Annotated in this window: 24 protein-coding genes; 6 read left to right on the plus strand and 18 right to left on the minus strand. The window is 44.7% G+C overall.

From position 1 onward, the window contains the following. Positions 1-48: 48 nt before the first annotated feature. The 11 genes from LCM11_RS12485 to LCM11_RS12535 all read right to left on the minus strand — a co-directional run bounded on the left by LCM11_RS12485 (position 49) and on the right by LCM11_RS12535 (position 13,940). A complete protein-coding gene (locus tag LCM11_RS12485) occupies positions 49-285 on the minus strand; it encodes a hypothetical protein (protein ID WP_224894621.1) in 237 nt (78 codons plus the stop codon). A 14-nt stretch (positions 286-299) separates the two neighbouring features. After that, a complete protein-coding gene (locus tag LCM11_RS12490) occupies positions 300-1,793 on the minus strand; it encodes an NCS1 family transporter (protein WP_224894622.1) in 1,494 nt (497 codons plus the stop codon). Between the two features lie 655 nt (positions 1,794-2,448). Beyond that, positions 2,449-3,864: a dihydropyrimidinase gene (hydA, locus tag LCM11_RS12495; protein ID WP_224894623.1), complete on the minus strand. Its 1,416-nt coding sequence runs from the start codon at positions 3,862-3,864 to the stop codon at positions 2,449-2,451. Positions 3,865-3,882: 18 nt separating this feature from the next. Continuing rightward, the gene (gene preA, locus LCM11_RS12500; RefSeq protein ID WP_224894624.1) at positions 3,883-5,169 is read right to left on the minus strand and encodes an NAD-dependent dihydropyrimidine dehydrogenase subunit PreA; all 1,287 of its coding nucleotides are present in this window, start codon (positions 5,167-5,169) and stop codon (positions 3,883-3,885) included. Positions 5,170-5,195: 26 nt separating this feature from the next. Beyond that, on the minus strand, positions 5,196-6,569 hold the full coding sequence (locus tag LCM11_RS12505) for an NAD(P)-dependent oxidoreductase (RefSeq protein WP_224894625.1): 1,374 nt from the start codon (positions 6,567-6,569) through the stop codon (positions 5,196-5,198). Between the two features lie 137 nt (positions 6,570-6,706). Further along, positions 6,707-7,597 carry a nitrilase-related carbon-nitrogen hydrolase gene (locus LCM11_RS12510; RefSeq protein ID WP_224894626.1) on the minus strand — a complete coding sequence of 297 codons (891 nt, stop codon included), beginning with the start codon at positions 7,595-7,597 and terminating at the stop codon, positions 6,707-6,709. Between the two features lie 337 nt (positions 7,598-7,934). Then, positions 7,935-9,407, minus strand: coding sequence for a CoA-acylating methylmalonate-semialdehyde dehydrogenase (locus LCM11_RS12515; RefSeq protein ID WP_224894627.1), 1,473 nt, complete (start codon positions 9,405-9,407; stop codon positions 7,935-7,937). A gap of 391 nt (positions 9,408-9,798) precedes the next feature. Then, positions 9,799-10,605 (minus strand): zinc transporter ZupT, encoded by an 807-nt coding sequence (zupT, locus tag LCM11_RS12520; RefSeq protein ID WP_224894628.1) that lies wholly within the window; start codon positions 10,603-10,605, stop codon positions 9,799-9,801. Positions 10,606-10,819: 214 nt separating this feature from the next. Continuing rightward, positions 10,820-12,214 carry an MDR family MFS transporter gene (locus LCM11_RS12525; protein WP_224894629.1) on the minus strand — a complete coding sequence of 465 codons (1,395 nt, stop codon included), beginning with the start codon at positions 12,212-12,214 and terminating at the stop codon, positions 10,820-10,822. 16 nt (positions 12,215-12,230) lie between these two features. Continuing rightward, on the minus strand, positions 12,231-13,106 hold the full coding sequence (locus LCM11_RS12530; protein ID WP_224894630.1) for a TetR/AcrR family transcriptional regulator: 876 nt from the start codon (positions 13,104-13,106) through the stop codon (positions 12,231-12,233). 168 nt (positions 13,107-13,274) lie between these two features. Next, positions 13,275-13,940, minus strand: a complete 666-nt coding sequence (locus LCM11_RS12535; protein WP_224894631.1) for an SIMPL domain-containing protein — start codon at positions 13,938-13,940, stop codon at positions 13,275-13,277. 415 nt (positions 13,941-14,355) lie between these two features. On the opposite strand from LCM11_RS12535, the gene LCM11_RS12540 reads away from it, so the two are divergent. Next, on the plus strand, positions 14,356-14,895 hold the full coding sequence (locus LCM11_RS12540) for a 3D domain-containing protein (protein ID WP_224894632.1): 540 nt from the start codon (positions 14,356-14,358) through the stop codon (positions 14,893-14,895). A 177-nt stretch (positions 14,896-15,072) separates the two neighbouring features. Here the strand turns inward: LCM11_RS12540 and LCM11_RS12545 are convergent, their stop codons facing one another. Then, on the minus strand, positions 15,073-15,309 hold the full coding sequence (locus tag LCM11_RS12545; RefSeq protein WP_089751987.1) for a hypothetical protein: 237 nt from the start codon (positions 15,307-15,309) through the stop codon (positions 15,073-15,075). 433 nt (positions 15,310-15,742) lie between these two features. On the opposite strand from LCM11_RS12545, the gene LCM11_RS12550 reads away from it, so the two are divergent. Continuing rightward, positions 15,743-16,987, plus strand: a complete 1,245-nt coding sequence (locus LCM11_RS12550; RefSeq protein WP_224894633.1) for a YeeE/YedE family protein — start codon at positions 15,743-15,745, stop codon at positions 16,985-16,987. Positions 16,988-17,338: 351 nt separating this feature from the next. Here the strand turns inward: LCM11_RS12550 and LCM11_RS12555 are convergent, their stop codons facing one another. Then, the gene (locus LCM11_RS12555; RefSeq protein WP_224894634.1) at positions 17,339-17,635 is read right to left on the minus strand and encodes a DMT family transporter; all 297 of its coding nucleotides are present in this window, start codon (positions 17,633-17,635) and stop codon (positions 17,339-17,341) included. Then, entirely contained in the window at positions 17,636-17,980 is a 345-nt protein-coding gene (locus tag LCM11_RS12560) for a DMT family transporter (RefSeq protein WP_224894635.1), read from the minus strand. A 196-nt stretch (positions 17,981-18,176) separates the two neighbouring features. On the opposite strand from LCM11_RS12560, the gene LCM11_RS12565 reads away from it, so the two are divergent. After that, positions 18,177-19,007: a LysR family transcriptional regulator gene (locus LCM11_RS12565; RefSeq protein ID WP_224894636.1), complete on the plus strand. Its 831-nt coding sequence runs from the start codon at positions 18,177-18,179 to the stop codon at positions 19,005-19,007. Between the two features lie 131 nt (positions 19,008-19,138). On the opposite strand, the gene LCM11_RS12570 is transcribed toward LCM11_RS12565, so the two are convergent. The 3 genes from LCM11_RS12570 to dapF form a co-directional block, all read right to left on the minus strand. Further along, the gene (locus LCM11_RS12570) at positions 19,139-19,786 is read right to left on the minus strand and encodes a methanogen output domain 1-containing protein (protein ID WP_224894637.1); all 648 of its coding nucleotides are present in this window, start codon (positions 19,784-19,786) and stop codon (positions 19,139-19,141) included. A gap of 505 nt (positions 19,787-20,291) precedes the next feature. Then, a complete protein-coding gene (locus LCM11_RS12575) occupies positions 20,292-20,690 on the minus strand; it encodes a secondary thiamine-phosphate synthase enzyme YjbQ (RefSeq protein WP_224894638.1) in 399 nt (132 codons plus the stop codon). Next, entirely contained in the window at positions 20,690-21,664 is a 975-nt protein-coding gene (dapF, locus tag LCM11_RS12580; RefSeq protein WP_224894639.1) for a diaminopimelate epimerase, read from the minus strand. Before dapF ends, LCM11_RS12575 begins: the two co-directional genes overlap by 1 nt. 196 nt (positions 21,665-21,860) lie before the next feature. Here dapF and LCM11_RS12585 point away from each other — a divergent pair, with 196 nt between their 5' ends. From LCM11_RS12585 to LCM11_RS12595, 3 genes are all read left to right on the plus strand, one after another. Beyond that, a complete protein-coding gene (locus LCM11_RS12585) occupies positions 21,861-22,886 on the plus strand; it encodes a zinc-binding alcohol dehydrogenase family protein (RefSeq protein ID WP_224894640.1) in 1,026 nt (341 codons plus the stop codon). 613 nt (positions 22,887-23,499) lie between these two features. Next, a complete protein-coding gene (locus LCM11_RS12590) occupies positions 23,500-24,435 on the plus strand; it encodes a WD40/YVTN/BNR-like repeat-containing protein (RefSeq protein WP_224894641.1) in 936 nt (311 codons plus the stop codon). After that, positions 24,419-25,285, plus strand: a complete 867-nt coding sequence (locus LCM11_RS12595) for a hypothetical protein (RefSeq protein WP_224894642.1) — start codon at positions 24,419-24,421, stop codon at positions 25,283-25,285. The genes LCM11_RS12590 and LCM11_RS12595 overlap by 17 nt, the downstream gene beginning before the upstream one ends. Positions 25,286-25,509: 224 nt before the next feature. On the opposite strand, the gene LCM11_RS12600 is transcribed toward LCM11_RS12595, so the two are convergent. Continuing rightward, positions 25,510-26,079: a DUF4256 domain-containing protein gene (locus LCM11_RS12600; RefSeq protein ID WP_224894643.1), complete on the minus strand. Its 570-nt coding sequence runs from the start codon at positions 26,077-26,079 to the stop codon at positions 25,510-25,512. Between the last annotated feature and the right edge of the window lie 8 nt (positions 26,080-26,087).

Genomic DNA, 26,087 nt, shown 5'->3' on the forward strand with positions numbered 1-26,087 from the left:
TTAACAAATATAAGAGGATAAGCCTAAGCTTATCCTCTAACAGTCCTTCTATTGAACTTCTTTTTGTCGTTGCTGCTGAACTAAAATAGTAGAAAAGTATTTACGTGCGTCTGGATGAAGAATATGCAGCCGCTCTTTTTCACTTTTTTCCGGATCGTTTCCCTTGTACTCAAACTCTACAAATGCACCGCTCAAATTCTCTGTCACACCTTTAATGGTGTAACCTTTCTCCAATAAAAAATCTATTTTCTCACGCTCGATCTCAAACTCCTGATAAGTAGACATCCTTCTCCTCCTCCTTAAACATCGACTTTAGCCGGAGCTGCTTCTGTGCCTGTTTTCCGGCCAATTTTCTCTTCCGCAAAGCCTCCCCCGACATTCCAGTCCCGTCCGACCGTTATGCCCAGGTATTCTTCATCACTCGGGTTTTCAATCTCTGCCTGTGGATGTTTTTTGAAATACCAGTGTTTAGCAAGCAAGTAATAAAGAAGAGCCCCAACTCCGAACCCTACAAAGAAGGAATAGGTACTGAACGTGTAAGCAGCTGCACTGCCTATTGCCCAGGAAATGACGCCCGCCCAATTAATGCCTCCATCGTAGCGGTACTGCCCTCCACTCTTATATAAATCGTGGACATTCATTCTCCGTTTTCTCAAAAGATAATAATCGGCGAAAATAATTCCGACGATCACCGATAAGATAGCAGCCGCAATAAGCAAGACCGGAATCAGCAGATTGAATACACTCCACGGCTGAATGACTGTTCCAATCAAACCGGCAATAAACACACCGGCCCAGAAAGGAAGCTTCGGTCCGCCAACGTTGGAGAAGATAGTGGCCGCTGGCACGATATTAGCCGATACGTTCGTAGACCACTGAGCCAGGACTATCATTAAAAGCAGTATTCCGAGAACTAGGCCGCTGGCCGACTCCTGAAGGGCAACAACCGGATCGAAGTTCGATACGGCGATATACGATACGGCACCAAGAACGACAATGAAGGTCTGTGTCAGCGGAAGCCCCACCAGACTTCCAACCAGAGCTCCCTTGTTTCGTTTCACCCAGTTTCTTTCATGCTTGGGCGCTTTAATAAACCGGGAAATGGATGAAATATCGGCCGCAAGTGTTGCCCAGTATCCCATGTTACTCACAACAACCACGACAAAAGCCGTGAAGGCTGCACTACCTGTAACAGGGCTCTCGACCCACCCCCAGATATCCTTGTTCTGAGCTGAAGCTTCACCAGCCAGATTAAAATACATCCAGACACCAATCAGAATAATAATTGGAGCCGCCAGATCGGCGAACTTCTCTACGGCTTTAATTCCAAGCGCTGTATTAAATAATTGAAATAAGGCAAAAAGGACGTAACAGACAAACCAATTATCAAAGCCTGTTAAAATATTTAAGATTCCATTAATAGCTGTTGATCCAAAAAACGTGTTGATCCCAAACCACATCGATGCAGCCAGTCCTCGGACTACGGAAGGGAAGTGAGTTCCAAGTGTTCCAAAAGGAGCTCTCATGTAGACTGGAAAGGATATACCGTGTTCAATGCCGATATCTGCGGTCAGCGTGATCGCGAACCCTATTAACAGGGTCCCAAGCAGCGTTCCGAGTACCACCCAGATGAGGGAAATGGATTGAACACCTGCTCCGCCAATGGCAAAGGCGGCTAATACCACAGCCATCCCGATCCACATAAACGTAAATCCGAGGGTACCGATTTTCTTTTCATGGTGAGGAATAGGCATGAGGTCCGGAGACTTTAAATGATTATCTTTTTTATCCATAGATATGGAATCCTCCTATAATGATACATGGAAATTGTAAAGCAGCCACCCGGCTTTATAGTGGAAGACGTAGTTTCGAGATATCTTTGGTCCGTTGCTTATAAAGAGAGAGGCTGGCTACGGAAACAACTCGCTTTCCTACGGGGGAACTGGCAAGCCTCCTCAGTCGTTTCACTCCCTGTGGGGTCTCGCCTAGCTCCTTCTCCCGTGGGAGTCTCGTCGTTTCCTTCGCCACCCCAGCCTCATGAGAATAACGGACCCTTCTATAAACGATAGGGGATGCTTGATCCGTGCCAAATGCTTCTATAGCGGTGATGGACCCATATGGAACCATTCATGGTTCTATCTCCGTCATAAACCAGGGCGTTTCGAACATGATTTCGAGCTCCCTATTTCGCAAGGTACGCAGGGGGACGGTGAAGACTCCTGTGGGATAAACATGATCGGTGAGACCCCGGAAGGCTTTAGCCTGAGGAGGCTCAGCACATGCCCACGGAAAGCGAAATCGTCCCCCGTAGGACCTTCATCACAAACCAATATCTCGAAATCGAGGCTTCCTGTATAGGAAGCTTTTCTGTAAGATCAGTAATCAGGTTTAACAAAGTCTAATAGTTGAAAGTCGGGTCGCTTGATTCTTGTTATCGGGAAGGCGGGACTAGTTTTGGTAGAGTTCTTCCTGGGACTGTTTGAGTTCGCCGAATCGGGCACGCTTCAGGTAGTTGCCGGATCCGATTTTTCCGACAAATTCCTTATCCCGAATAACGAACTCTCCCCGTGAAAGCACGCTGATTGGCTGACCGGTTACTTTTATACCTTCAAAAGGATTGTAATCAGCGGCCATGTGACTCGTTTCAACCGATATCGTACGTTCGATATTCGGATCAAAGATGACCAGGTCTGCATCGGCTCCCACACTGATCGTTCCTTTCTGAGGGAAGAGCCCGAATGTCTTCGCAATGCGCGTGGAAGTTATGTCTACAAACTGGTTTAAACTGATTCTTCCTTTCTTCACCCCTTCAGAGAACAGCAGGCTGACCCGGTCTTCAATAATAGGCCCGCCGTTTGGAATCTTCGTAAAGTCACCTTTCCCTAAATCCTTCTGCCCTTTGAAATCAAAGGAGCACTGATCGGATCCTAATGTCTGCAGTTCACCTGTCTTCAAAGCATTCCATAGCACGTCCTGGTGCTTCTTCTCACGTAAAGGCGGAGACCATACGTATTTGGCTCCTTCAAAATTTGGTTTTTCTAAGTAGCTTTGGTCGAGCACTAAGTACTGTGGACACGTTTCTCCAATTACCTGATAGCCTTTCTTCCTCGCTTTTGAAATTTCTTCGACCGCGTTTTCACACGAGACGTGTACCACATAAAGCTGCGAGTTCGCGAGACCGGTTAGTTGAGCAGCACGTCCAGTCGCTTCTCCTTCTGCTTCAGGTGGACGGGTTAGTGCATGATAGATGGGGTCGGTCTGTCCTTTCTCAAGGGCTTTTTTAACTAAGTGATCGATGACATCCCCGTTCTCGGCATGCACCATCACGAGCGCGCCTAGTCTTTTTGCTTCTTCCAGTGTGCGGAATAATGTCTCGTCATCGGCCTGGAAGACGTTTTTGTAAGCCATGAATACTTTAAAAGAAGTAATCCCTTCATCCTCAATAACACTTGGAAGCTGCTCCAGGACGCTGTCATTCATTTCACTGATCATTAAATGGAAGCTGTAATCAATCACGGATTTATCGCGTGATTTGGCGTGCCATTGATCAATCGAATCCTGAAGCGGCTTTCCTTTATTCGTCAGGCAGAAATCAATTACGGTCGTTGTGCCGCCATGGGCGGCCGCAATCGTCCCGGTCTCAAAATCATCCTTACTGACCGTGCCGCCAAACGGCATTTCTAAATGGGTATGAGGATCCACCCCTCCTGGAAAGACGTAGTTGCCTTTCGCATCAATTACTTCTGCTGAAGAATCGGACAGATCCTGTCCAATCAGTACGATTTTTTCATTTTCCACCATAATGTCCGCTTTATACGTATCGGCTGCCGTGACAATGATTCCATTCTTAATAATTTTCTTCATCGTAACCCTCCATTATGTTTATTTAATCAAATCCACTTCACAGGATGAGGCTGCGCCAATTGCTGCCTGCCTTTCATTCCAAGTCATCGGCGGTTTACCATTTGCATAATCCATCATATCGATTGCCCCATCAACCGGGCAGACGATCGAACACAAGTTACAGCCAACACAATCTTCCTCGCGCACCCTGAGGATGTCGTTGCCATTCTCATCTTTCAGCATGTCTATACACTGGTGGGAAGTGTCTTCACAGGCGATATGGCACTTATTACAGTTGATGCACACATCATTATTGATTTTGGCAACAATCTGGTGGTTCAAATCCAAGTTGCCCCAGTCGGAGTACTTCTCTACCGACTTACCTACAAGGTCCATCACTGAATCGATACCTTTTTCATCCAGGTAGTTGTTCAACCCGTCTTTCATATCCTCGACAATACTGAAGCCATGGTGCATGGCGGCTGTGCAAACCTGTACGCCTGTCGCTCCCATAAGCATAAACTCGACGGCTTCCCGCCAGCTTGAAACCCCGCCCATCCCGGAAATCGGAACGTTGATTTTCGGATGGCGTGCGCACTCCGCTACCATATTCAGCGCAATCGGCTTCACGGCTGGACCGCAGTAGCCTCCATGAGCCCCTTTACCGGCTACGTTTGGAATCGTATCCCACGTATCAATATCCACGCCGGCAAGACTGTTAATGGTGTTGATCATACTGACCGCATCAGCCCCGCCATTCACGGCCGCCTGTGCTGTAAAGGTAATATCCGTAATATTAGGAGTGAGCTTTACAATAACCGGGGTTTCAGCTACTTCTTTCGCCCACATCGTTTGTTTCTCCACGAGCTCAGGTACCTGACCGGAAGCCGCTCCCATCCCCCGTTCTGCCATTCCATGCGGACATCCGAAGTTCAGCTCCAGGCCGTCTACGCCGACTTCTTCCACACGCTTCACAATTTCATGCCATTTTTCCTGAGTAGGTTCGACCATTAGCGAAGCAATGATCGCATGATTCGGAAACCTTTTTTTCGTTTCATAGATTTCCCGTAGATTCACTTCAAGCGGTCGATCGGTAATCAATTCAATATTGTTGAATCCTGCTACTTTCTGCCCGTTAAAACCGACAGCAGCGAAGCGTGACGTAACGTTCAGGATCGGTTCCCCTAACGTTTTCCAAACGGCTCCACCCCACCCGGCTTCGAATGCACGCTGCACCTGGTACCCAGAGTTGGTCGGCGGTGCCGAAGCCAGCCAAAAGGGATTGGGAGATTTTATTCCTGCAAGATTTAAACTCAAATCAGCCATATCATTACGCCTCCTGAATAGTAGTTTTACATCGCGGCTGTGGGTGCGGGAGCTAACTGTTTATGAATGGCCATAGCTACTTCTTTGCCCTGCTGGGCGGCTGTAACCACCATGGCTTCTCCTTGTCCTTTTGCAAAAATCACGTCTCCTGCGGCGAATACCTTAGGATTGGACGTTTGCAGGGATTCAGGGTTAACTTTCACGACTCCGTCTTCATGATCCAGACCGAAGTTCTCAATTAAATCGGAATAGCGTGTCTGCCCGATTGCCTTAATAACGGCATCAGCTTCCATGACAAATTCTGAACCTTCAACAGGAGCCGGCCTTCTTCGACCATCCGCGTCCGGTTCGCCCAGCGCCATTTTTACACATTTCAGGTGCGTCACCTGATTCGTCTCATCCCCGATGATTTCGATGGGCTGCGTAAGCCAGTTGAATTCCACATTATCCTGTTTGGCAAAATCGTACTCAAAATCATAAGCGGTCATTTCTTTCACGGTACGGCGGTACACAATTTTCACATCTGCCGCCCCTTTTCGAGCTGCACAAGTGGCCGCATCAATCGCCGTGTTGCCTGCCCCGATCACTACAACGTTTTTACCAAGCAGTTCCTCCGTTACGGGGCCTGATTTTGTACTTTTCACAAATTCAATGGCGTCATGAACGCCGTTTAAGTCTTCCCCTTCAATTCCAAGCATAGGAACATTCCCCATACCGATGGTCAGGACAATGGAATCGTATTGATCGGATAGTTCCTGAAATGTGACATCGGTTCCGACTCTTGTGTTCGTCCTGATTTCAACATCCATTTGCCTGACCTGATCGACTTCCCAGCGGGAAATATCCTGCGGCAGCCGGAATGACACAATGCCGTATGTATCCAGTCCTCCTGCCTCAGCTTCCGCTTCAAAGATCGTAACCTCATAGCCAAAACGAGCAAGTTCCCGGGCTGCCGATAAACCAGCTGGTCCTCCTCCGACAACAGCCACCTTCATGCCGTTCTTTTCGCCGGGTTTGAATAAAAGTTGTTCGTTCTTGATGGCCCAGTCGGTCGCAAACCGCTGCAGATCACCAATCAAAATCGGCTGCGTGGAATGATTTAATACACACGCTCCTTCACAAAGCTCTTCGGTCGGGCAGACGCGAGCACACGTAGCACCGACAGGATTCGAGGACATGATCGTTGTAGCCGAGCCCTTTAGATTCCCGGAAGCAATCTTTTTGATAAACTTCGGAATATCAATGCTTGTCGGACACGCCTTAATACAGGGAGCATCATAGCAGTATAAGCAGCGATTCGCTTCCTCCATGGCCTCCTGATTGTTGAGACCTTGGTGAACTTCCTCGAAATTTGATTTCAAGTTCTCTAGAGATATTCCTTTGCTTTTTAACTGAGTCAATGCAATGAACCTCCTTTTATAGATACTTGCCATCTAATTCAGATGCATGGTTAAACAAAAGAAGTTCTACATAGGGAAAAGTGATCTATTTTCCTGTGCTCTATGAAGAACTTCTTCTAGGGTTCTGGAATTCTCTGTTACGGCAGAAGCTGTCCCATCTTCTCGTACGTCTCTGGACGACGATCCCGGTAAAACTGCCACGTATCTCGAACTTCCCGAATAAATTTCTTATTCATTTCACCAATGATGACTTCATCCTGATCACGGCTGCCGGTCGCGACAAATTCTCCTCTTGGATCCACAAGGTAGGACTGACCATAAAATTCGCCCATATTCCACGGACCTTCATAACCGACACGGTTAATAGCTCCTAAGTAATAACCATTTGCCACCGCATGAGCCGGCTGCTCCAGCTTCCATAAATATTCGGACAATCCAGCGACCGTAGCTGACGGGTTAAAAACGACTTCCGCCCCATTTAAGCCAAGCACTCTTGCCCCTTCAGGGAAATGGCGATCATAGCAAATATAGACGCCGACTTTAGCAAAGGCCGTATCGAACACAGGATACCCCAGGTTTCCAGGCTTGAAGTAATACTTCTCCCAGAATCCATATCCTTTGTCCCCTACCCCCACCTGTGGAATGTGATGTTTGCGGTACTTACCTAGATACGAGCCATCTGCATCGATGACAGCCGCGGTATTGTAGTACGTCGCAATCCCTTCTCGTTCATAGATGGGAAGAATAATAACGACTCCAAGTTCTTTAGCAAGCTCCTGAAATTGAACGGTTGTCGGACCATTTGGAATCTCTTCTGCTGCATCGTACCACTTGGAGTTTTGTTCTGAGCAGAAATAAGGACCATAGAAAATTTCCTGCAGACAAATGATCTGCGCTCCTTTTTCTGCCGCTTCCCGAACCAATTTAATATGTTTTTCGATTGACTCCTGTTTGTGAACTTCCACAGGTTCATTTCCATCAACATCATGAGAAGCTTGTATTAATCCAATTTGGACTTTATCGGACACGTAAATTCCTCCTTATGTAATAAGATCCCTCATTTTTTAAATGCTTTCAGCCGTCGAAACCTTCCTTGTTAAGCTCCGCGCTGCTTCACCTCCCTAAAATCATTTTAATTTTTCTTTATTTACTGAATATTTTGTAATTTAAATATACTTTACCGTAAGTTTATAAATTTGCCATTATACATACTGTAAAATGTTATTTTGGGTCAACGTTGCGTTTTGTAAAAATAAAGGGTGGGATAGATGCAGATAAGGATCTATTTAAAGAAAGGATTAATTAAGAAAATCAAAAGAAATTGAAAAAAGCGGAAGTCTTTACGTCTTCCGCTTTTTGAGTCCATTAATACCAGCGCTGAGTCAGCATCTTCCGCTTCGTATAGAAATTCAGCCCGTCTTTTCCATTGGCATGAAGATCTCCGTAGAATGATTTTTTATTACCGGAAAAAGGAAAGAAAGCCATAGGGGCAGGAACGTTTACATTGACGCCAAGCATGCCCGCGTCCATTTCTTCTCTGAACTGCTGCACAGCCTTACCGCTTGACGTATAGATAACAGCGCCATTCGCAAATTCGGATTTATTAGCCGTATCGATGGCTTCATCCAGCGTATCGGCGCGAACAATGCTTAGAACCGGTGCGAAGATTTCATCTTTCCAAATTTTCATATCCTCGGTCACATAGTCGAAAATCGTCGCTCCTAAGAAATAGCCTAATTCATTTTCCCGGAGTTCTACCCGGCCGTCACGAACAAGCTTCGCGTTTTCTTCTTCTCCGGCTTCAATATAACCAAGCACCCGGTCTCTATGCGACTCACGAATTAACGGTCCTAAATTCGTTTCCTCAGCTAATCCATCTCCTACATTTAACTGATCGGCAGCCTCTTTCAATTTGGCGACCAGTGGATCAGCAACATCGCCGACCGCTACGACTACAGAACACGCCATACAGCGTTCCCCTGCGCTCCCGAAAGCTGCATTCACAATTCCTTCGACAGACTTATCAAGATTGCAGTCCGGAAGTACGATGGAGTGATTCTTGGCACCGGCAAGAGCCTGCACGCGTTTACCATGATTCGCAGCCGTTTTATATACGTATTCCGCTACGGGCTGAGATCCGACAAAAGATATCGCATCAATCTCTTCATGCTCAAGCAGACCATTCACGACATCATGAGCCCCATTCACCAGGTTCAGGACTCCTTTTGGAAGACCCGCTTCATGCATAAGCTCGACTAGCATTTTTGCAAGAATCGGAGTACGCTCGGAAGGCTTCAGCACAAAAGTGTTGCCGCACACCAGTGCAAGTGGGAACATCCATAAAGGAACCATCATCGGGAAGTTAAAAGGAGTAATGCCTCCGACTACACCAACTGGATATCGGTACATCCCGGAATCAATGCCTTCCGCAATATCTGGCAGCACATCCCCCATCATTAAACTCGGCGCTCCGGCAGCGAATTCTACACACTCGATGCCCCGCTGAACTTCACCCGTCGCATCTTTTTTCGTTTTTCCGTTTTCCTGGGTGAGCACTTTGGCTAGCTCATCTCGATTTTCCGTGAGAAGCTGCTGGTATTTGAACATAATACGGGCCCGCTTAGGAACAGGCGTCTTTTTCCAGCTGTTAAATGCCTGTCTTGCCGATTGTACGGCTTTATTTACGTCCTCTTTTGATGAAATAGGAACACTTGCGATGATTTCTCCTGTAGCAGGGTTAGGCACATTCTCCACTTGCCCACTTTCAGACGAAACCCATTCTCCATTAATAAAATTCTGAATGACCACCTGATTCGACTTCGAGAAAGTTGTCTCCATCTTTTCACCTCAATTGGTAGATTCTGTTCTAATTTGCTCAGATTTATTATAAATTCAGAAAATTCCAACATCAATGGACGAAATGTCAAATGAATATCCGACCAAATTGACACTATGACGGTCTCTCTGGAATTGGGGGGATTGAAAAGGAAGAAGCTTTACCTAATAGAGCATACGAAAAACCGTCCAATCAACTATCGACTGGACGGTTTCTTTAGAATTTTATTTTGGAAGACTCGGCTTCGATGCTTTTTCGGAAAAAATGGTGGATCGAATTCCATCCGATTAAATGCCTCAATTGGGCATAATCGACCTTAATATTGGGCCGTGCTCCATCTTAATCGGGCCAACAGACCCCGGTCCTCACATTTAACAGCAGCGTAATTTATATTTAGATAAATAGAAGTAAACTCAATGCCATGACCGCCATACCGGCTACTACTCCATAGATGGATAAATGAGCTTCGCCATAACGGCGGGAGGCCGGAAGCAGTTCATCCAGTGAAATAAACACCATGATTCCGGCCACTCCTGCGAATAAAACCCCGAACATTACGTCATTCAAGAATGGCATCAGGACTAAATACGCAAGCAAAGCGCCGACCGGCTCGGAAAGTCCACTAAGGAAAGAAAGCTTGAAGGCTTTTTTCTTATCCCCTGTCGCAAAATAGACCGGTACGGATACAGCGATTCCTTCCGGGATGTTATGAATGGCAATTGCCGCTGCAATCGCAATCCCGAGGCTTGGGTCGTTGAGTGCCGCTGTAAAGGTCGCAATTCCTTCTGGGAAGTTGTGAATCGCAATTGCAAGTGCTGTGAACGTTCCCATTTTCAATAAATGGGATTGATCGACAGCTGGCTCAGACGTGGACATATCCTCTACTTTTTTCACTTCATGCGGATTTCCGGCTTTTGGTATCAATCGATCAATAATAGCAATGACAACCATGCCACCGAAGAAACCGGCAACCGTAATCCACTTACCAGGTACTTCCCCCATGGCATTAACAAGAGAATCCTGTGCTTTAAAAAAGATTTCTACCATCGATACGTAAATCATGACTCCTGCTGAGAATCCAAGTGCCAATGAAAGAAATCTAGTATTAGTCGTTTTGGTAAAAAACGCTAGTACGCTTCCGATACCAGTGGCTAACCCGGCAAGCAGGGTTAATCCAAAGGCTAATAATAAATTTTCCATTTCTCTCTCCCTTTCTTCTCTGTCTAATCTAGAATCATTGTAAATCAAGTTTTTCCTTAATGCAACTTTTTTAGTTGTAGTAATATTTTATGTGCCTATTTAAAAAATGATACTTTAATTATCTTTCTTCTGATGTACATTATTCGCCTAGCTCGAACTGGTTCCATAAAATAAAAATAAAGCACAGCCTCAGTGGACTGTGCTTTGCTCTAATTTACGATTGTTCTGGTTTTGAATTTGTAATGAAGAAGGATAGGATGGCGCCGATGAATGCCATAATGGTTGCTGCCCAGAAGGCTGTATTTACACCTTCGATTTGTCCACTCGTAGAACTTGAAACCGCGGCGTTCGTCATAATCGTAACGAGAATCGCGGTTCCGATCGAGCCTGAAATCTGCCTCATTGTGCTTCCCATAGCTGTTCCATGCGGAATCATTTTTAAACTTAACTGGTTCAATCCTGCCGTTTGTACAGGCATCATAACCATCGATACGCCGAACATGCGAATTCCATAAACCACCGCTAAGAACGTAAACGAAGTGGCCGTCGATAACTGAGTAAAGAATATTGTAGTGATGGTAACGATTGAAAGACCGATCACAGACAGCCAGCGGGCACCGACTTTGTCAAAAATCCGGCCGGTAATTGGCGACATAATACCCATGACCACCGCTCCCGGCAACAGCACGAGACCAGATTCAAGTGCGCTGAATCCTAACATGTTCTGCATATATAACGGAAGAATCGTTTCGGCCCCAATCATAGCAGCGAATACAAGCATCGCTATAATCGTGGAAAGGGTGAAGATTTTTGATTTGAAAACTCTAAACTCTAGGATCGGCTGTTTCAAGCGGAACTGCCTTACAATGAACAGAGTCAGCATCACTATCCCGATGAGAATAGATCCTATAACTTCTAAGCTTCCCCATCCACCTGCTCCGGCTACACTGAATCCGTACAGCAAGCCTCCGAAACCGAAGGAAGAAAGGATAATAGACGAAACGTCCACTTTTGGAAAAGTACGATTGGTCACATTCTTAAGTAAGAAATACGCAATAATCATATCGATCAAGGCAATGGGCAATACGACGAAAAATAACGATCGCCATGGAAAGTGCCCGATTAAATAGCCTGATAAGGTTGGTCCGATGGCTGGAGCGAAGGAGATGACCAGCCCGACCAGTCCCATGATGGAACCTCTTTTCTCAACTGGAAAGATAACCAGAAAGACGGTCTGCATCAGGGGCATCATAATGCCGGCTCCTCCTGCCTGAATAACTCGTCCTGCCATGAGGATCGGGAAATTCGGAGCGAGGCCAGCCGTGAGGGTACCTATAACAAATATCCCCATCGCGCCCAGAAAGAGACGCCGGGTGGTAAATGTTTCGATTAAAAAAGCTGTAATTGGAATCATAATTCCGTTCACGAGCATAAATACAGTTGTCAGCCATTGTACCGTATTCGCCGTTAAATCGAGATCGGCCATAATGTGCGGCAAGGCTGTCGCTAAAAGCGTCTGGTTTAAAATAGCTACGAAAGCACCGACTATAAGTATCGCAACAATCGATGTCCGATTGATCGGTTTTCCGTCCTGATCATGTGAGGTCATAAGCTCGCTCCTTTCCTCATGGATTCTTGATCAATAGTCTTTCTAACGCATCAGCTTTTGTAGCAATGCTTTGTTCTTTCTTTAATACGGGCAGAAGAGCTGTTACTACTGCTTGCCTTACAGGACTTCTTCCGCATTCCTCTTCCACGGCCTCAAGAACTTGAAAAGTATCATGGTGCTTGCTAAGTCCTATAGCCTGCAGTCTCATTTTCATTTCATGGAGCAGACGTTCCATTCTTTCTTCCCTTGAGAGTGGCGTTACATCGTCCTCTATGTTGACCTCCGCAACCCAGTCTTCCGGAAGGACATGAGTCAATTCCCCTTTATTTTCTATGACCATTTGCAGGACTTGTCTGATGTAAGAGGCAATGGATGGCAGAAACAGTTCATCATTCTTTTCTGAAAGGATAAACAAGTATTCCTTCATCATGCCCTGGAATAATAGAACAAGGTCGTTCATTCTGGTTTCATCACTTATCCTAAACGCATCCCTCAGACTCTGTTTGTGCCATAAGAACATTCGCCGATATCCACGATCCATCAGCTGCCGGACCTGTTTGTCTTCTTTTTCAGGCATTGATCTGAAAAGAAGCTGAATAAAATAATGATTTTCCTTAAACTCTTCCAGCAGGACAACCACTTTCTGTTCCAGAGCTTCCAGCGGCCCAAGAGACTCATCGTCTTTGACCTCTTCCGTACGCTGAGACATTCGCTGATGGTTATATTCAATCACTTCGATAAGAAGCGTCTGTTTGGATGAGAAATATTTATAAAGCGTGGCTTTCGACATCCCGCAGACCTCTGCTACATCTTGAACGGAAGTAGCTTCATAGCCATTCTTGGAGAACAACTGAGCGGCTGATTCCAGTATTTTCACCCGTTTTTCATCCATAGAAGCACCCCCTTAAATAAAACTGAATAGTATTATTAAAACTGTCCAGTTCACATTGTTCATAGTAAGGATGGGATGCCCGTGTGTCAACTAACCTGCTCTACATAAAAAAACCAGGACAAGGTTCGCCCTGGGTTTACATAATTAAGTTATTGTTAATAAAAAGCATTATGAATAATATTGAAACTTTACCTCTACCTGCGCCGATGTCTTTAATTCTCCCGGTTCAATGGGAGCAGCTCCACTGCTTACCATTTCGGCTTGAGCAAATGAACGCGGAACGGCCCTTCCTCCATTTTTTTCTATGATCCGAACCGGGGTTTGGTCCAGCTTAAGATTCATCGAGTTAGCGATCGTCTGAGCACTTGCCAAAGCGTTCCCAAGGGCTATTTGCAAAGCTTTCTGATAAGCAGCCTGTGGCCGCTTAAGCGTGAACTGGATCCTGTTAATCCGATTCGCTCCCTGCGATACAGCCGTATCGATCACATAACCGGTTTGATCTACATCATCGATCGTCACAGCCAGAATATGACTCACTTCATATCCTCTGAATACTTGCTTCCCGTCAATATACTCATACTGAGGGGTTACGGAATACTCAGCCGTTTGAATATTCTCCTGTGGAATACCTGCCTGGATAAGCGCATTGGTAATCTTCTGGATCGTCGAACTGTTTAACCCTTGAGCCTTCCTAATATCCGTATCCTGATTAACAAACCCTATTTGTGCACTGGCTGCGTCCGGCCGCGTGAGTACCTGCCCCGTTCCGTGGACCGTAATGGTGCGCCCTTCCTGATGATCCCGCATCAGTCCCTGATAAGAAAGACTGTTCATGTATGGAGTCCACCTTTCCCTAACATGGTCTACTATTATTTCATGTGGGCACCCCTAAAATTATTCCCTGCACAAAAAGAATCGTGAGAGGAGCACGGCCAGACCATAGGGGTGCTGCATAGACTAAAAGTATCTCATAAGCGAGAGGAGTGATTGTATGAGTAATCGACCTGACAACAATCAGCCAAAAAGAAAACCCTCACGTCCTTCCTGTTGCGGAAAGAAAAGAAGAGGCACGTCCAAATAATCATATTGAGAGTCGCAACGGTGAGATGCGGCTCTTCCATTTGACTGATAAAATCTCTATTTTTCTGTTACATAAATGTAATACAAATGTCTCACTAATTGTCTTGTATATACATCCTTCCAACTGCTATACTCCAAACAGTAAAACTTTTGGAAGGGGAGTATTGTCATGAAAAAATCCTGGATTCTACTTTTTTCTATTGCTTTTTACACCTTAGGAATCTTAAGTTTCAGTCCTCATTCCCCATCAACGATTGCTGCCGAAGAACTGGACAAGCCAGCCGAGACAGCGCAGGAAGTTAATAAGAAATCATCTGCACTAAATAATAAATCTACTACTCATAAACGATTTGAAAAAGAAGAAAAGAAATCCTCCAACTCAAAAGCTGAAGAAAAGAAAACCAAGTCCGAAGTAAAACGTACCGTGACCGTAGAGGCTACCGCTTATACAGCCTTTTGTGACGGATGCAGCGGCAAAACGTCTACAGGAATTGATCTTCGTGAGAATCCGGACAAAAAAGTGATTGCCGTCGATCCAGACGTGATTCCCCTGGGATCTAAGGTAAGAGTGCCGGGTTACGGCGTAGCCATTGCCGGCGATATTGGGGCTGACATCGAAGGACGCCGTATCGATGTTTTCCTTCCTGAAAAAGACGAAGCGTTCGATTTTGGACGCCGCGACGTTCAGGTAGAAATTCTTCAATCATAGAAAGCTTACCATAGTATTTAACAACCCCCTGGTTAGAAAACCAGGGGGCATTTTTTTCTGTAAACTATTGAATCGTATAATTCTTGTAAATCACAGTCTATGTATGGTCGCTTATTCTCCCCATATAATTTTTTTTAAAAAAAGCCCAACTCCATTTGTTATGAAGCTGGGCTTTCCTTATTCTCTGGAAAAATCAGTTCGGTCGGCACCTTCTTCTAAATAGAAGCCTTCGACAGCGTTCGTATGCAGCACGACTCCGTCCTCAAGGAACCACCAGGAACCGCGGTCCAATTGTTTCACAATGAATTCAGAAGCTTCCCTCTGATCCATCGCCTCACTTAAATCCAAATCATGAGTAATGACTCGTTTACTATCGAGTAAAAAGACTACCTGCCATTCTTTCTTACTTGCCATCGTACCACTCCTTTATGTAAGATATTTACTCTTTACCCTCCCCACTTCTGCTTTAATCGTGAAATATGCAAAAGAAGCCGTGCCTCTAAAGGACACGGCTTTATATGTAATTACGTTGGGGGAGGTGCGCCAGATGTTCGCCAGGAAGTTCTTCGACTTGATTTAATGGACCCAAGGAAAAACCAACGACTGAAAGTTAGGCAAGCGACAGGTATAAGACATCCCTCCAAATTTTATTATTAATCAGCTGTCCTGTCTTCACTCATAGTGTACCACTTGTCCAAAACTGAAAGTGTTAAGTCTTCGTTAAGACTGTATTTCTTTTTACTTATCTCATTTTATGCACAACGATTTACATTTAGAAGGACAATCCCTTACAATAATGAAAGTTCTAAAACAAAGTAAACAAATAGGAATTAGGAGGTTTTAACGTATGGCTCAAGCCGTTTCTCAAACCAGCTACGAAAACCGGCAGTCTTCCACGGCTGTAGGAGAACTGGAACCAGTTCAAAAACCGTTCGTATGGCTGGGTGTTCTTATATCTGCACTACTATTTATCACCATTGTACAAGTCACAACCTGGACTCAGGGCGTTCTTTTCGTTATAGGGTTAGCCTTTGGTCTCGCCTTGTTATACGCACGTTTTGGTTTTACTTCCGCTTTTAGACGGTTAATTTCTGTAGGAAATGTGCAGGGTCTTCAGGCTCACATGCTTATGCTAGCCGTTGCTACTACATTGTTTGCCATCATTTTGGCAACTGGCTTCAGCTTTACAGGCGCTGCACCGCAAGGGTATGTCTTTCCAGCTGGATTAAGTGTCGTTGCTGGTTCCTTCATGTTTGGAATCGGCATGCAGATGGGCTCCGGCTGCGCATCTGGTACGCTCTATACAGTTGGCGGAGGTAAATCTTCCATGTTCATTACGCTGCTTGGATTTATCGGCGGATCGGTACTCGGGGCCTATCATATAGGCTTCTGGAGAGATCTTCCGTCCCTGCCGGCTATTTCTCTTGCAGAAAGTACAGGATTAGGCTACTTTGGCGGCTGGGTCCTGCAAATTCTAATTTTCCTAGGTATCTACGGAGCGACCGTTAAATTTGCACGCAGAAAAAATCCGCCGCAAATGAAACCGTTGACGACAACCAGTGGATGGAAAAAGCTCTGGAGAGGCGCTTGGCCACTCCTTGTCGCTGCTGTTATTCTCGGCATATTGAATGCCATCACCCTTACGGTACGCGGCAATCCATGGGGCATTACCTCAGCCTTTGCTCTCTGGGGATCTAAATTCCTGCAGATCTTTGGTGTAGAGGTCGCAAGCTGGACGTACTGGCAAGGTTCTGATGCATTAAACAAAACGGTACTGGCCGATTCCACCAGTGTGATGAACTTCGGAATCATTCTTGGTGCTTTCATCGCCGCTTCCTTCCAGGGGAACTTTAAACCTGGAAAAATCAAACCAGGAATTGCAGTCGCTTCCATAATTGGCGGCGGTCTGATGGGATACGGCGCACGACTGGCCTTTGGCTGTAACATCGGTGCTTATTTCGGCGGCATCGCTTCCTTCAGTCTTCACGGCTGGGTTTGGATGATTATGGCGCTTGCCGGCACCTATCTTGCCCTGTTTATACGTCCGTTGTTTGGATTGAAGAATCCTAGTCCGAAAGATTCTATGTGCTGATTCTTTAAGAAAAAGGCGCAGAGCTTTTAAATAAGCTCTGCGCCTTTTTTTCTAGCTATGGTTAAGTTGCAGTGTTGATCTTACAGAAAAGCTCCCGTTTGTTGAAGACTTGATTTCGAGATATTTGTGGAGCGGAAAGTCCTTCGGGGGATGATTTCGCTTTCCGGCCCTGCACGACGCAGGGCCGTAGGAAAGCGAGTTGTTTCCGCAGCGTCCTCATCGATTTTAGCCAACGGAGCAATTTATCTCGCAACTGAGCCTTCAAGTAATCGGTCCTATAGCTTAATAAATCTATTCTAAAAAAATCATCAATAGCGTTTAACAGAATTTATGGGTTAATAGAGAGGAAATTTACAATATAACCACGCCGACTAGAATCAGTAGCGTACTAATCAGTTTTCTTCGCGTAATTTTTTCATTAAAAAACAGAATACCAAGCAGAGTGGTCGCTGCAATGGATACACCTGACCATACCGCGTAGGCGATCCCTACCTCAATGTATTGAACGGAAAGGGTTAGAAAGTAGATACATAAACCAAACAATGCAAATGATAGAATACTAGGAAGAAGACGTTTGAAGCCAAGAGACAGTTTCACCGTAACCTGGCCAAGAGCTGCCAGTATCAGCGCTGCGATTAAATATCCCATTTAAGAATGCACTCCTTTCATTGAACGACCTCTTGTATTGAGTCCATAAATGCCGGCGAGTATCAGCGCTACACCCGCCAATTTTTGAAAGCTTGTAGTTTCACCAAACAAGATAATACCGATGATGGTGACAAGCGCCGTACCTCCACCTGACCACAAAGCATTAATCATTCCCAGTTCATGATTCTTTGTAATCATGATATATAAAGTTAACGCCAATAGATAACTGAGGATGACAACCAAACTGGCCGTTGTGTTTTCAAACCCGCTTGTATACTTCATAAAAGTAGCTCCAATTACCTCTAAGATAATGGATAGTCCTAAGAGAATATATACGTTTTTCATGAGTGGACCTCCTTGTTCATCTGCTCTTATTTACATAATAACGTCTGAATCCTCTGTAGAGGTAATACAAAAAATTCATAAATTCATAACTTTAAGTTATACTAAGTGGTATATAAAAAAATATAAATATGTATAAACCCCTTATATTAGATTTACCATTACGATAAGTTATCAATGAAGAAAGGAGCGTTTATAGTTGCTATTACACAAAATCAAGTATTTTTTAGAAATTGCTGAATGGAGAAGTTTTACGAAAGCAGCTGAAATATTTTATATATCGCAGCCGGCTCTCAGCAAACAAATGAAGCTGTTAGAACAGGAACTTGGCTTCCCTTTATTTGACCGGTCGGTTCGAGGTGTAGACTTAACAGACAAAGGTCAGGCACTTTATAAAGATTTAAAGCCTCTTTTTGCCCAAATCGAACGTACCATTCACCATTATCAAGACCATGACGAAATCCGCTTCGGTTCCACTCCTATGATTAGCAGCTATTTTATTCACCGTCATTACGACAAACTCATCCAAACGAATTTTAAAGTTACGACGATAAAAGATGACAGCCGGGATTTACTGCCCTTATTAGAAGCGGACGAAATTGACGCAGCGATCATTCAAGATGAGCCCTCTTACTCTAACCTTCACTCAAGGTTTCTGTTTAGGGACAACTTTCTGGCAGCCGTTCCTCTTACCTCAAAACTTGCTTCCCTGGAAGAAGTAACGATGGAACAATGCATGGAAGAAACACAAATCATCCCTCCAGAAGGCTCCCTCTCCAATCAACTGAGAGCTGTTATGGAGAAGAATGGGTTCAAAGGAGAAACGATAGAAACTCACTACCATGCGATGGCAGGACTCGTTTCCCTCGGGCTTGGAATTGCTTATCTCCCTGAAATCATGGTGGAGCAGATTGAGTATAAAGGTGTTGTTTTTCTTCCTATTAAAGGGCAGCCGTTAGCCCGTAATATGTACTTATATGCGGTTACCTTACCGATTCTTGAATTTTTAGAGGGGAAATTAACAAATTAAGCGGTACGTAATGGGGATTATAGATATGCTAGTGCAAATGCACTCGCTCAATTGGGCCGTACTCTCTCTCAATCAAGCCATCAGAATAACATAAAAAAAGACCTTGCTTCTATCGCAAAGTCTTCTTACCATCAAATAAGGGATTTCTTCTCAGCTTTTAGTGATGAGACTTCTTCTTTTAATGACTCCAATTCATCCAGTAATTTCACAATCATTTCATCACTTTTCCTTAGTTCTTCTCCTAATGATTCGAGCGCTTCTTCGTCCCATATAAAAGGATTTCCATAGGATGGGGTGATAGGCAGATTTTCATAAACGCTTCCCTCTTCCTCATCTGTCGGTTGAAAGTAAATGACGACCTCACACCCGGCATCCCCTTTGGCAATCCGTTTTCTCAAATTAACTTTTCCGTACCCCATCCGTCTGGCGGCGATGCCTCCAAAGACACTCGAGGTCATGGCGCATAGGTGAGGAGCATCTTTGACAACTTCTCCAAAAGGACATCCTGTCGCTTTCACAATCACCTTGTCCGGATGTACTTCCGCGATTCGGAAATGCCCGCCGATAGAGTTTTTTATATCTACAATGACTTCGGCATAGCGTTCCACAGACCACTGTTCACTTTTTTCGCTGTAAAATGACTCGATCCATTCTCCTGTGCGGATACCTAATTGCCGTATATATTCTTCTGCATGTCTGCCGACGGTGCGTTCATGTAAATGAGCATATTGAGTGATAAGTTTGGATAGGAATAATGTTCCGCTTAGTGACGATGTCATGCTGATCCCCCTCACTTTTAGACTTATTATATACCTTTCTATTACCAATTTGTAATTCGAATACTCTTAAATCTCAAAAATAATTTCAATTTTTTTAAGATTTATATATAAATAAGTTCTGAAAGAGCTTCATCCAGCTTAAGAAGATTAATTGAAAAGTAAATATTAGAGGGAACGCTCGTTATTTTGCCTGTTATGATCCTTTTCCGCATAATAATTCCAAATGTAGTAAACCATCCAAAACGCGATAATCGATAAAAAGGAGTACCATCTATATTCACTAGGCAGAAAGATTACCAGTAATAACGTCATTAATAAAAAGGGAGGCATCAGGATCCAGTATCGTTTATTTTTAAAATGGTTCATCGTCATCTCTTTCCTTTCCTACGGTAGAAGTTATGGAAGTTTACAATAGGAGCGGGCAGATCTCATGTCGTTTCTTCTCTTTAAAACATTATGAATGAAAAAAGCACCCGAGCATGTATTTACTCGGGCGACACATCCATCACTTTAATATTTTTGCCGTAAACTTACGGCTTCGCGGACCGTCAAATTCACAGAAATACAGTCCTTGCCATGTGCCGAGAACGAGGCTTCCGTCCTCAATAATCAGCGTCTGGGAGTGGCCGACTGTACTTGTCTTCATGTGCGCGGCTGTATTCCCTTCAGCATGACGATCCTCTGCCATATCCCACGGATAGACTTCCCTGAAGCGGCGCAGCATATCCGTTTTCACATCAGGATCGGCATTTTCATTTACCGTTAAGCCTGCTGTCGTATGCTTCGATGAGACGATGACCACGCCATCGTTTATCCCTTCCTCTTTGATCCACTGTTCAACTTTAGACGTTACATCAATCATCTGGTCATGGTTATCCGTTTTTACATCGAATGTTTTGATCATTAAGAGTCACCACCTATTTGTGAAGCTGCATAAGCTTCTAATTTATCATATTTCCTCTGTTCTTCGGTAAAATCTTTCCGGTTTTCCACGTGAAAAGTTCGTGTATTCCAGTCGAGCTGCACCACGGCTTCATATACATTTGTTGCATTCCCTCTTAGCTGAATGGAGAAACTTTCCTTTTCTTTTTCAACCACGCAGTTTACAAGTCCGCCTTTGTTGATCACTACAATCGGTTCGCCCGTTTCATTCGATCCATGAATGGTAGAAACAAGAGAAGAAGCAGACATAGCCGTTCCGCAGGCATTGGTCAGACCAACACCGCGCTCGTATGTCTGAACGAAAACTTTATTTTTTTCTAAAAGCTTCATAAAACTGACGTTCACTCCATTAGGGAACACTTCCGGTAACTGGTTCGCTTTTTTCCCCACCTGGGCAAGCTCTTCCTGGTTAATGTCCTCTACAATGGAAACGATATGAGGATTCGGCACGCTTAACGGCGTGAAGGTCAAATGCTCTGGAAGTCCCGGGATCGTTATTTTGGAAGCCGGATCGGCATCTACGTGAACTGGCAGTGAAGCTGGATCAAACGATACGGGTTCTATGGCAACTGAAAATGTATCAATCCCTGGAAAAATCTCTTCCACCTGACTGACAGCAAGCACCGCTTTTTCCGTCTCTACCGCGATATGGGTCTTTCCTTCTTTTTCCAACACGTGTCTGGCCACGCAGCGGAGGCCATTGCCGCACATTTCTGCTTCCGTTCCATCTGAATTAAACATACGCATTCTTGCTTCCGCTTTATCACTATCCATTACGAATAGGATGCCATCAGAACCAATCCCATCTTTCCGGTCACATAATAAAATGGAAAGGTCCTCTCTTTCTTTTTCGGTAAACGTGTACCCATGCGTAAGTTCATCTATCAGGATAAAGTCGTTGCCAGAACCGTGGCACTTAATAAATTGTATATCCAAAAACGTATCCCCCTGAAATCTAATTTTCTATTATCATAGCATATGTTTAAGGGGTTTATGAATGAATGGACTTTCTAAAGGTTCTTGTTTGTATCTAGACTTACATAGCACAAATCACTATCAAGCGTACGGCCTGCGTTTCACTTCTCCATTAAAGTGGAAGATGAAGTAAGGATACTAAAGAAAGGATGATAGCATGACAGAACAAATGAATGCCATAGGATTATATAAACATTTACCCATTTCTGAAGATAACAGCCTGGTGGATGTCACGGTAGATAAGCCCGAAGCATCAGGCCATGATATTCTCGTGAAAATCAAAGCCGTTTCTGTAAACCCGGTAGATACAAAAGTCCGTGCCAATGGAGAAGATGAAGACGAAGTGAAAATTCTCGGTTACGATGCAGCAGGCGTCGTGGAGAGCGTTGGGAAAGACGTCACTTCTTTTGAGCCTGGTAATGAAGTATATTACGCTGGTGTGATCAGTCGCCCAGGTACGAACAGCGATTATCATCTTGTAGATGAACGTATCGCTGCCAAGAAACCTAAGTCTCTATCCTTCAGGGAAGCGGCCGCTCTGCCTTTAACAGGCTTAACGGCATGGGAAGCTCTATACGAAAGACTGGGAGTATCCACGGATCAAGAGCAAAACAAAGGAAAGTCCATCCTTATTATTGGAGCAGCCGGCGGCGTTGGTTCTATTGCCACACAGCTTGCCAATGACGCTGGCCTCACCGTTATCGGTACTGCTTCAAGAGAAGAGACCGTTAATTGGGCCAAAGACCACGGGGCTCATTACACCATTAACCATCACAAGCCGCTTCCTCAGCAGCTTCGAGAGTTAGAAATCAATGAAGTCGATTATATTTTCTGTTTAAGTTCTACAGCCGAACACTGGGACAACATGACAGAAGCCATAGCACCTCAAGGGAAAATCTGCAGCATTGTGGAAACGGAGGAGTCGCTGGATCTTACCGCATTGCAGCAAAAAAGCGCAGCCTTCGTCTGGGAATTTATGTTCACCCGCCCTCTTTTCGAAACGGAGGATATGCAGGAACAGCAGCGGATTTTATCCAAAATCGCTGAAAAAATAGATAATGACTCTATTCGAACCACTTTGACAGATACGCTGACAGGCTTGAGTGCCGACCAGCTCCGTGAGGCTCATAAAAAAGTGGAAAGTGGTAAAATGATTGGAAAAGTTGTTGTAGAGGCAGAATAGCCACATGAAACTTATAAAGACAGGCTTGAGCACGTTCGCTCAAGCCTGTCTTCTTTAAAATAACTTGATGTCAGCTTTCTATTTCCTTGATTTCAAACCGTAAATGATCTAGATCCCAAACATCCGTCGTGGTATTCGTTTCCACAATGACCTGCTAGTGCTCCCCCACTTCATATTTGCCAGGGTCATTTATGGGAATTTCATATCGATTGCCCCGGTTCTTATCCTCGGTCATCTCGAATTCTTCGATTACCAACCATTTTCTTCCATATTTATATGTAAAACTTCCACCTCAAATCGGAAGCTCTCATACCACTCAACTGTTTCCGAACTTCCATAGCACCCCGTCAAGCCTGTTACTACTACAAACATGAAAAGCATCGTTATTCTGTACACCCACTCACCTCATTTGTAAATGGTTCCGTTCCTTACTTTGAGAGGCACCAAGTCTTAGATGGTCCTACTACTTCTCTACCTTGTTTAGGCAGTCCTGTTACTATCAGGATATTTTTCATGGTCTTAACAAGTAATCAGGCAAGCAAAAGATCAACCTTTTCTGTTATGATTCTTTTGCAGGAATTTTTTTCTAATAGTGGAAAAGGAGGCGTATCTTTTGAAAAAAATAATCATAGGCATTGCCTGCATAATGAGCATTGGCTTACTTGCTGGCACCATCTATTTTGAACAGTCCGCTAAACTCCCTCCACCCGCAGTCCAGCCTTCCGTGAATGAGCAGAATCTGCAATCGTCTCCCCAGCCCGAAGAACTGCAGCCGATTTACGAAGAGGATCCTTTAGGCTATTCTCTCCAAAATGATCAGCTGCAGATTACATATGATCGCGGTAGCAGTTGGACGGAAGTGCCTCTTGAGAAAGAAAAGTTATTCCAAGGGGAGTACCGCGGAAGCGAGCAGGAGCTTATTCCCAACAGCTATACTCTAAATGAGGATCGTGCAGCATTTCTATACACGGAAGATAACGATAAAAACAGCAAAAGAGTTGAATTGCTCTATTCGCTGGATCAAGGGGATACATGGAAAGAGGCAGTGGTTCAGGAAGAGTATGCCCCGCTCCGCTTCAGAAAACTGGACTTCACCAGTGATTCCTTTGGCTATGTTATTATTTCTAGCGATCGTACGATGTCACAAGAATGGACGACTGTGTACACGACAAGCGATGGCGGGGATAACTGGAGTCAAACGAACCGGCCGGATACGACCCGTTTAATTTTTGACGGAGGATTTGTTAATGAGAATGTAGGGTTCCTATCCTATGGAACGATCAGTCCGACAGAACCTGACCTATATGTGACGCAGGATGGCGGGGATTCGTGGAAGAAGTCCGAAGTACTCGTTCCCGAGGAGTATAAGAAACATTTTGTAATGGCTGAAGTTCCGTTTAAAGAGGACGACCACCTCGCCATTCTTATTAAACAAGGCCCAAGTGGCGATTATCAGGGCGGTCATGTGAAGGGAAAGTTCATATCTCACGACCAGGGCCGCACGTGGGAGTTTTCTAAGGAGGTAGATCCGAATGAAACGATCGAATAGAAGTGGCAAGAAAATCTTCGGCTGGCTGTTTTTCCTGGCCGCCATTGGATTGTTCTCTGGCCAGGGAATCTACTTTGTCCTGGAGAACAAATATACCGTAGAGTACTTCGATAACCGGCTTTTTTACGTAATCAATCTGTTCATTATCGTTTTTATGATGCTTTCCCTGTTTCTTCTGTTGACACTTGAGAAAAAGGGAAAAATCCTAATCTCAAACATTGCAGCCGCTCTTATTCTACTGCAGGCAGGCTTAATGGTTAACCACAGTTATGAGACGAAACAAGTGATCAGCTTCTCACCTGAACTGGACCATCTATTAGTCATAAAAGAAGACAGCGACACGGGTCAAGCAGCTTACTACCGAACACGCTATGGGCTTCTTGCCCTGCCTAAGGAAGACCTGCCTTACCAGATAGGGGGAGATTATAAGGTGAAATGGCTGGAGAACGACATCGCTGCCGTAACCTATGAGGCTGACGAGCAGACTCTCCATCAATATATTGGCACTTATGGAGCGCGTGATGGAGGAACCTCTTACTCCTATGTGGCCAGTATGTCCCGCGGCCAGTGGAAAGGGAAAACGGCTGAGGTGACGAACAGTTCAGAGGGTATAACTATCCAGTACAAAGGAGAAACCGAACATTATACTCAGGAAAATATGGTTCAATTCGGGACACTGGCGCTTGTATTAACAGAAAATAACGAAGCAAAATGGACGATCGCCTTAAATGAAAATTTCAAAAGTAACTCGAATTCCCCTGAACCACCTACTGGTGAAATCACATTATATAAAGCTACTATGGAACAGAATAACCCTATCTCCCTTGAGTATAGCTCGGCTACGGATTAATTCAGCTGAGCTCAAATTGCATATCATAATAAGCCGGTGCCGGACATTCAAGCACAGCTGGCTTGTTATGATAGCCTAAGGGCTCGGTATGGAGCAGTACATAAAAGAGCATGCTTATACGTTTCAAATTGATCTATATTAAATTAGAAAAGGAAGAGACAAAATCCTTTTTAGACTTTGCCCCTTATAAGGTCCGCTCTCCGAGGCGGGTATTACATTTGACTCTAGACCTCCAAAGCTCCTCGAAAGCCCCTGGCAGCGTAGTATGATTCTGCCCCGTTATGATAGACAAAGACATGATCGTAACGACGATCGCAAAAAAGTGCTCCCCCGCGATCTCTAATGGCAGACGGCGTTTGTATCCAGCTCGATGTTTTCTTATCAAACTCGCCCATTTTCTGTAACCCTCGATATTGTTCTTCATTTAAGATATCAATCCCGATAGAATCGGCCATATCGATCGCACTGTTGTCTGGCTTGAATTTTTTCCTGGCCTCAAGCGCCTCACGGTCGTAGCAAACACTTCGGCGGCCTTTCGGACTTTCCGCTGCACAATCCATAAAAATGTATGTATCCAATTCTTCATTATACCCGACGACATCCGGTTCCCCACCCGTACGCTCCATTTCATTCAGCGACCACAGTTTTTCAGGGTCCGCCTCAAGTTTCACCTGGACACCATTCCATTCAATCCCTTCATGACGGGGCATGTTCTGTTCAAAACGGTCTTTCAATACATTGAATAATTCATCACTTTGTTCCTTGGATAACGTCTTTTCATTACTGTTTGTCATGGTTATGC

It is taken from the genome of Halobacillus halophilus, from assembly GCF_020171985.1.
Classification (GTDB): Bacteria; Bacillota; Bacilli; order Bacillales; family Halobacillaceae; genus Halobacillus; species Halobacillus halophilus_A.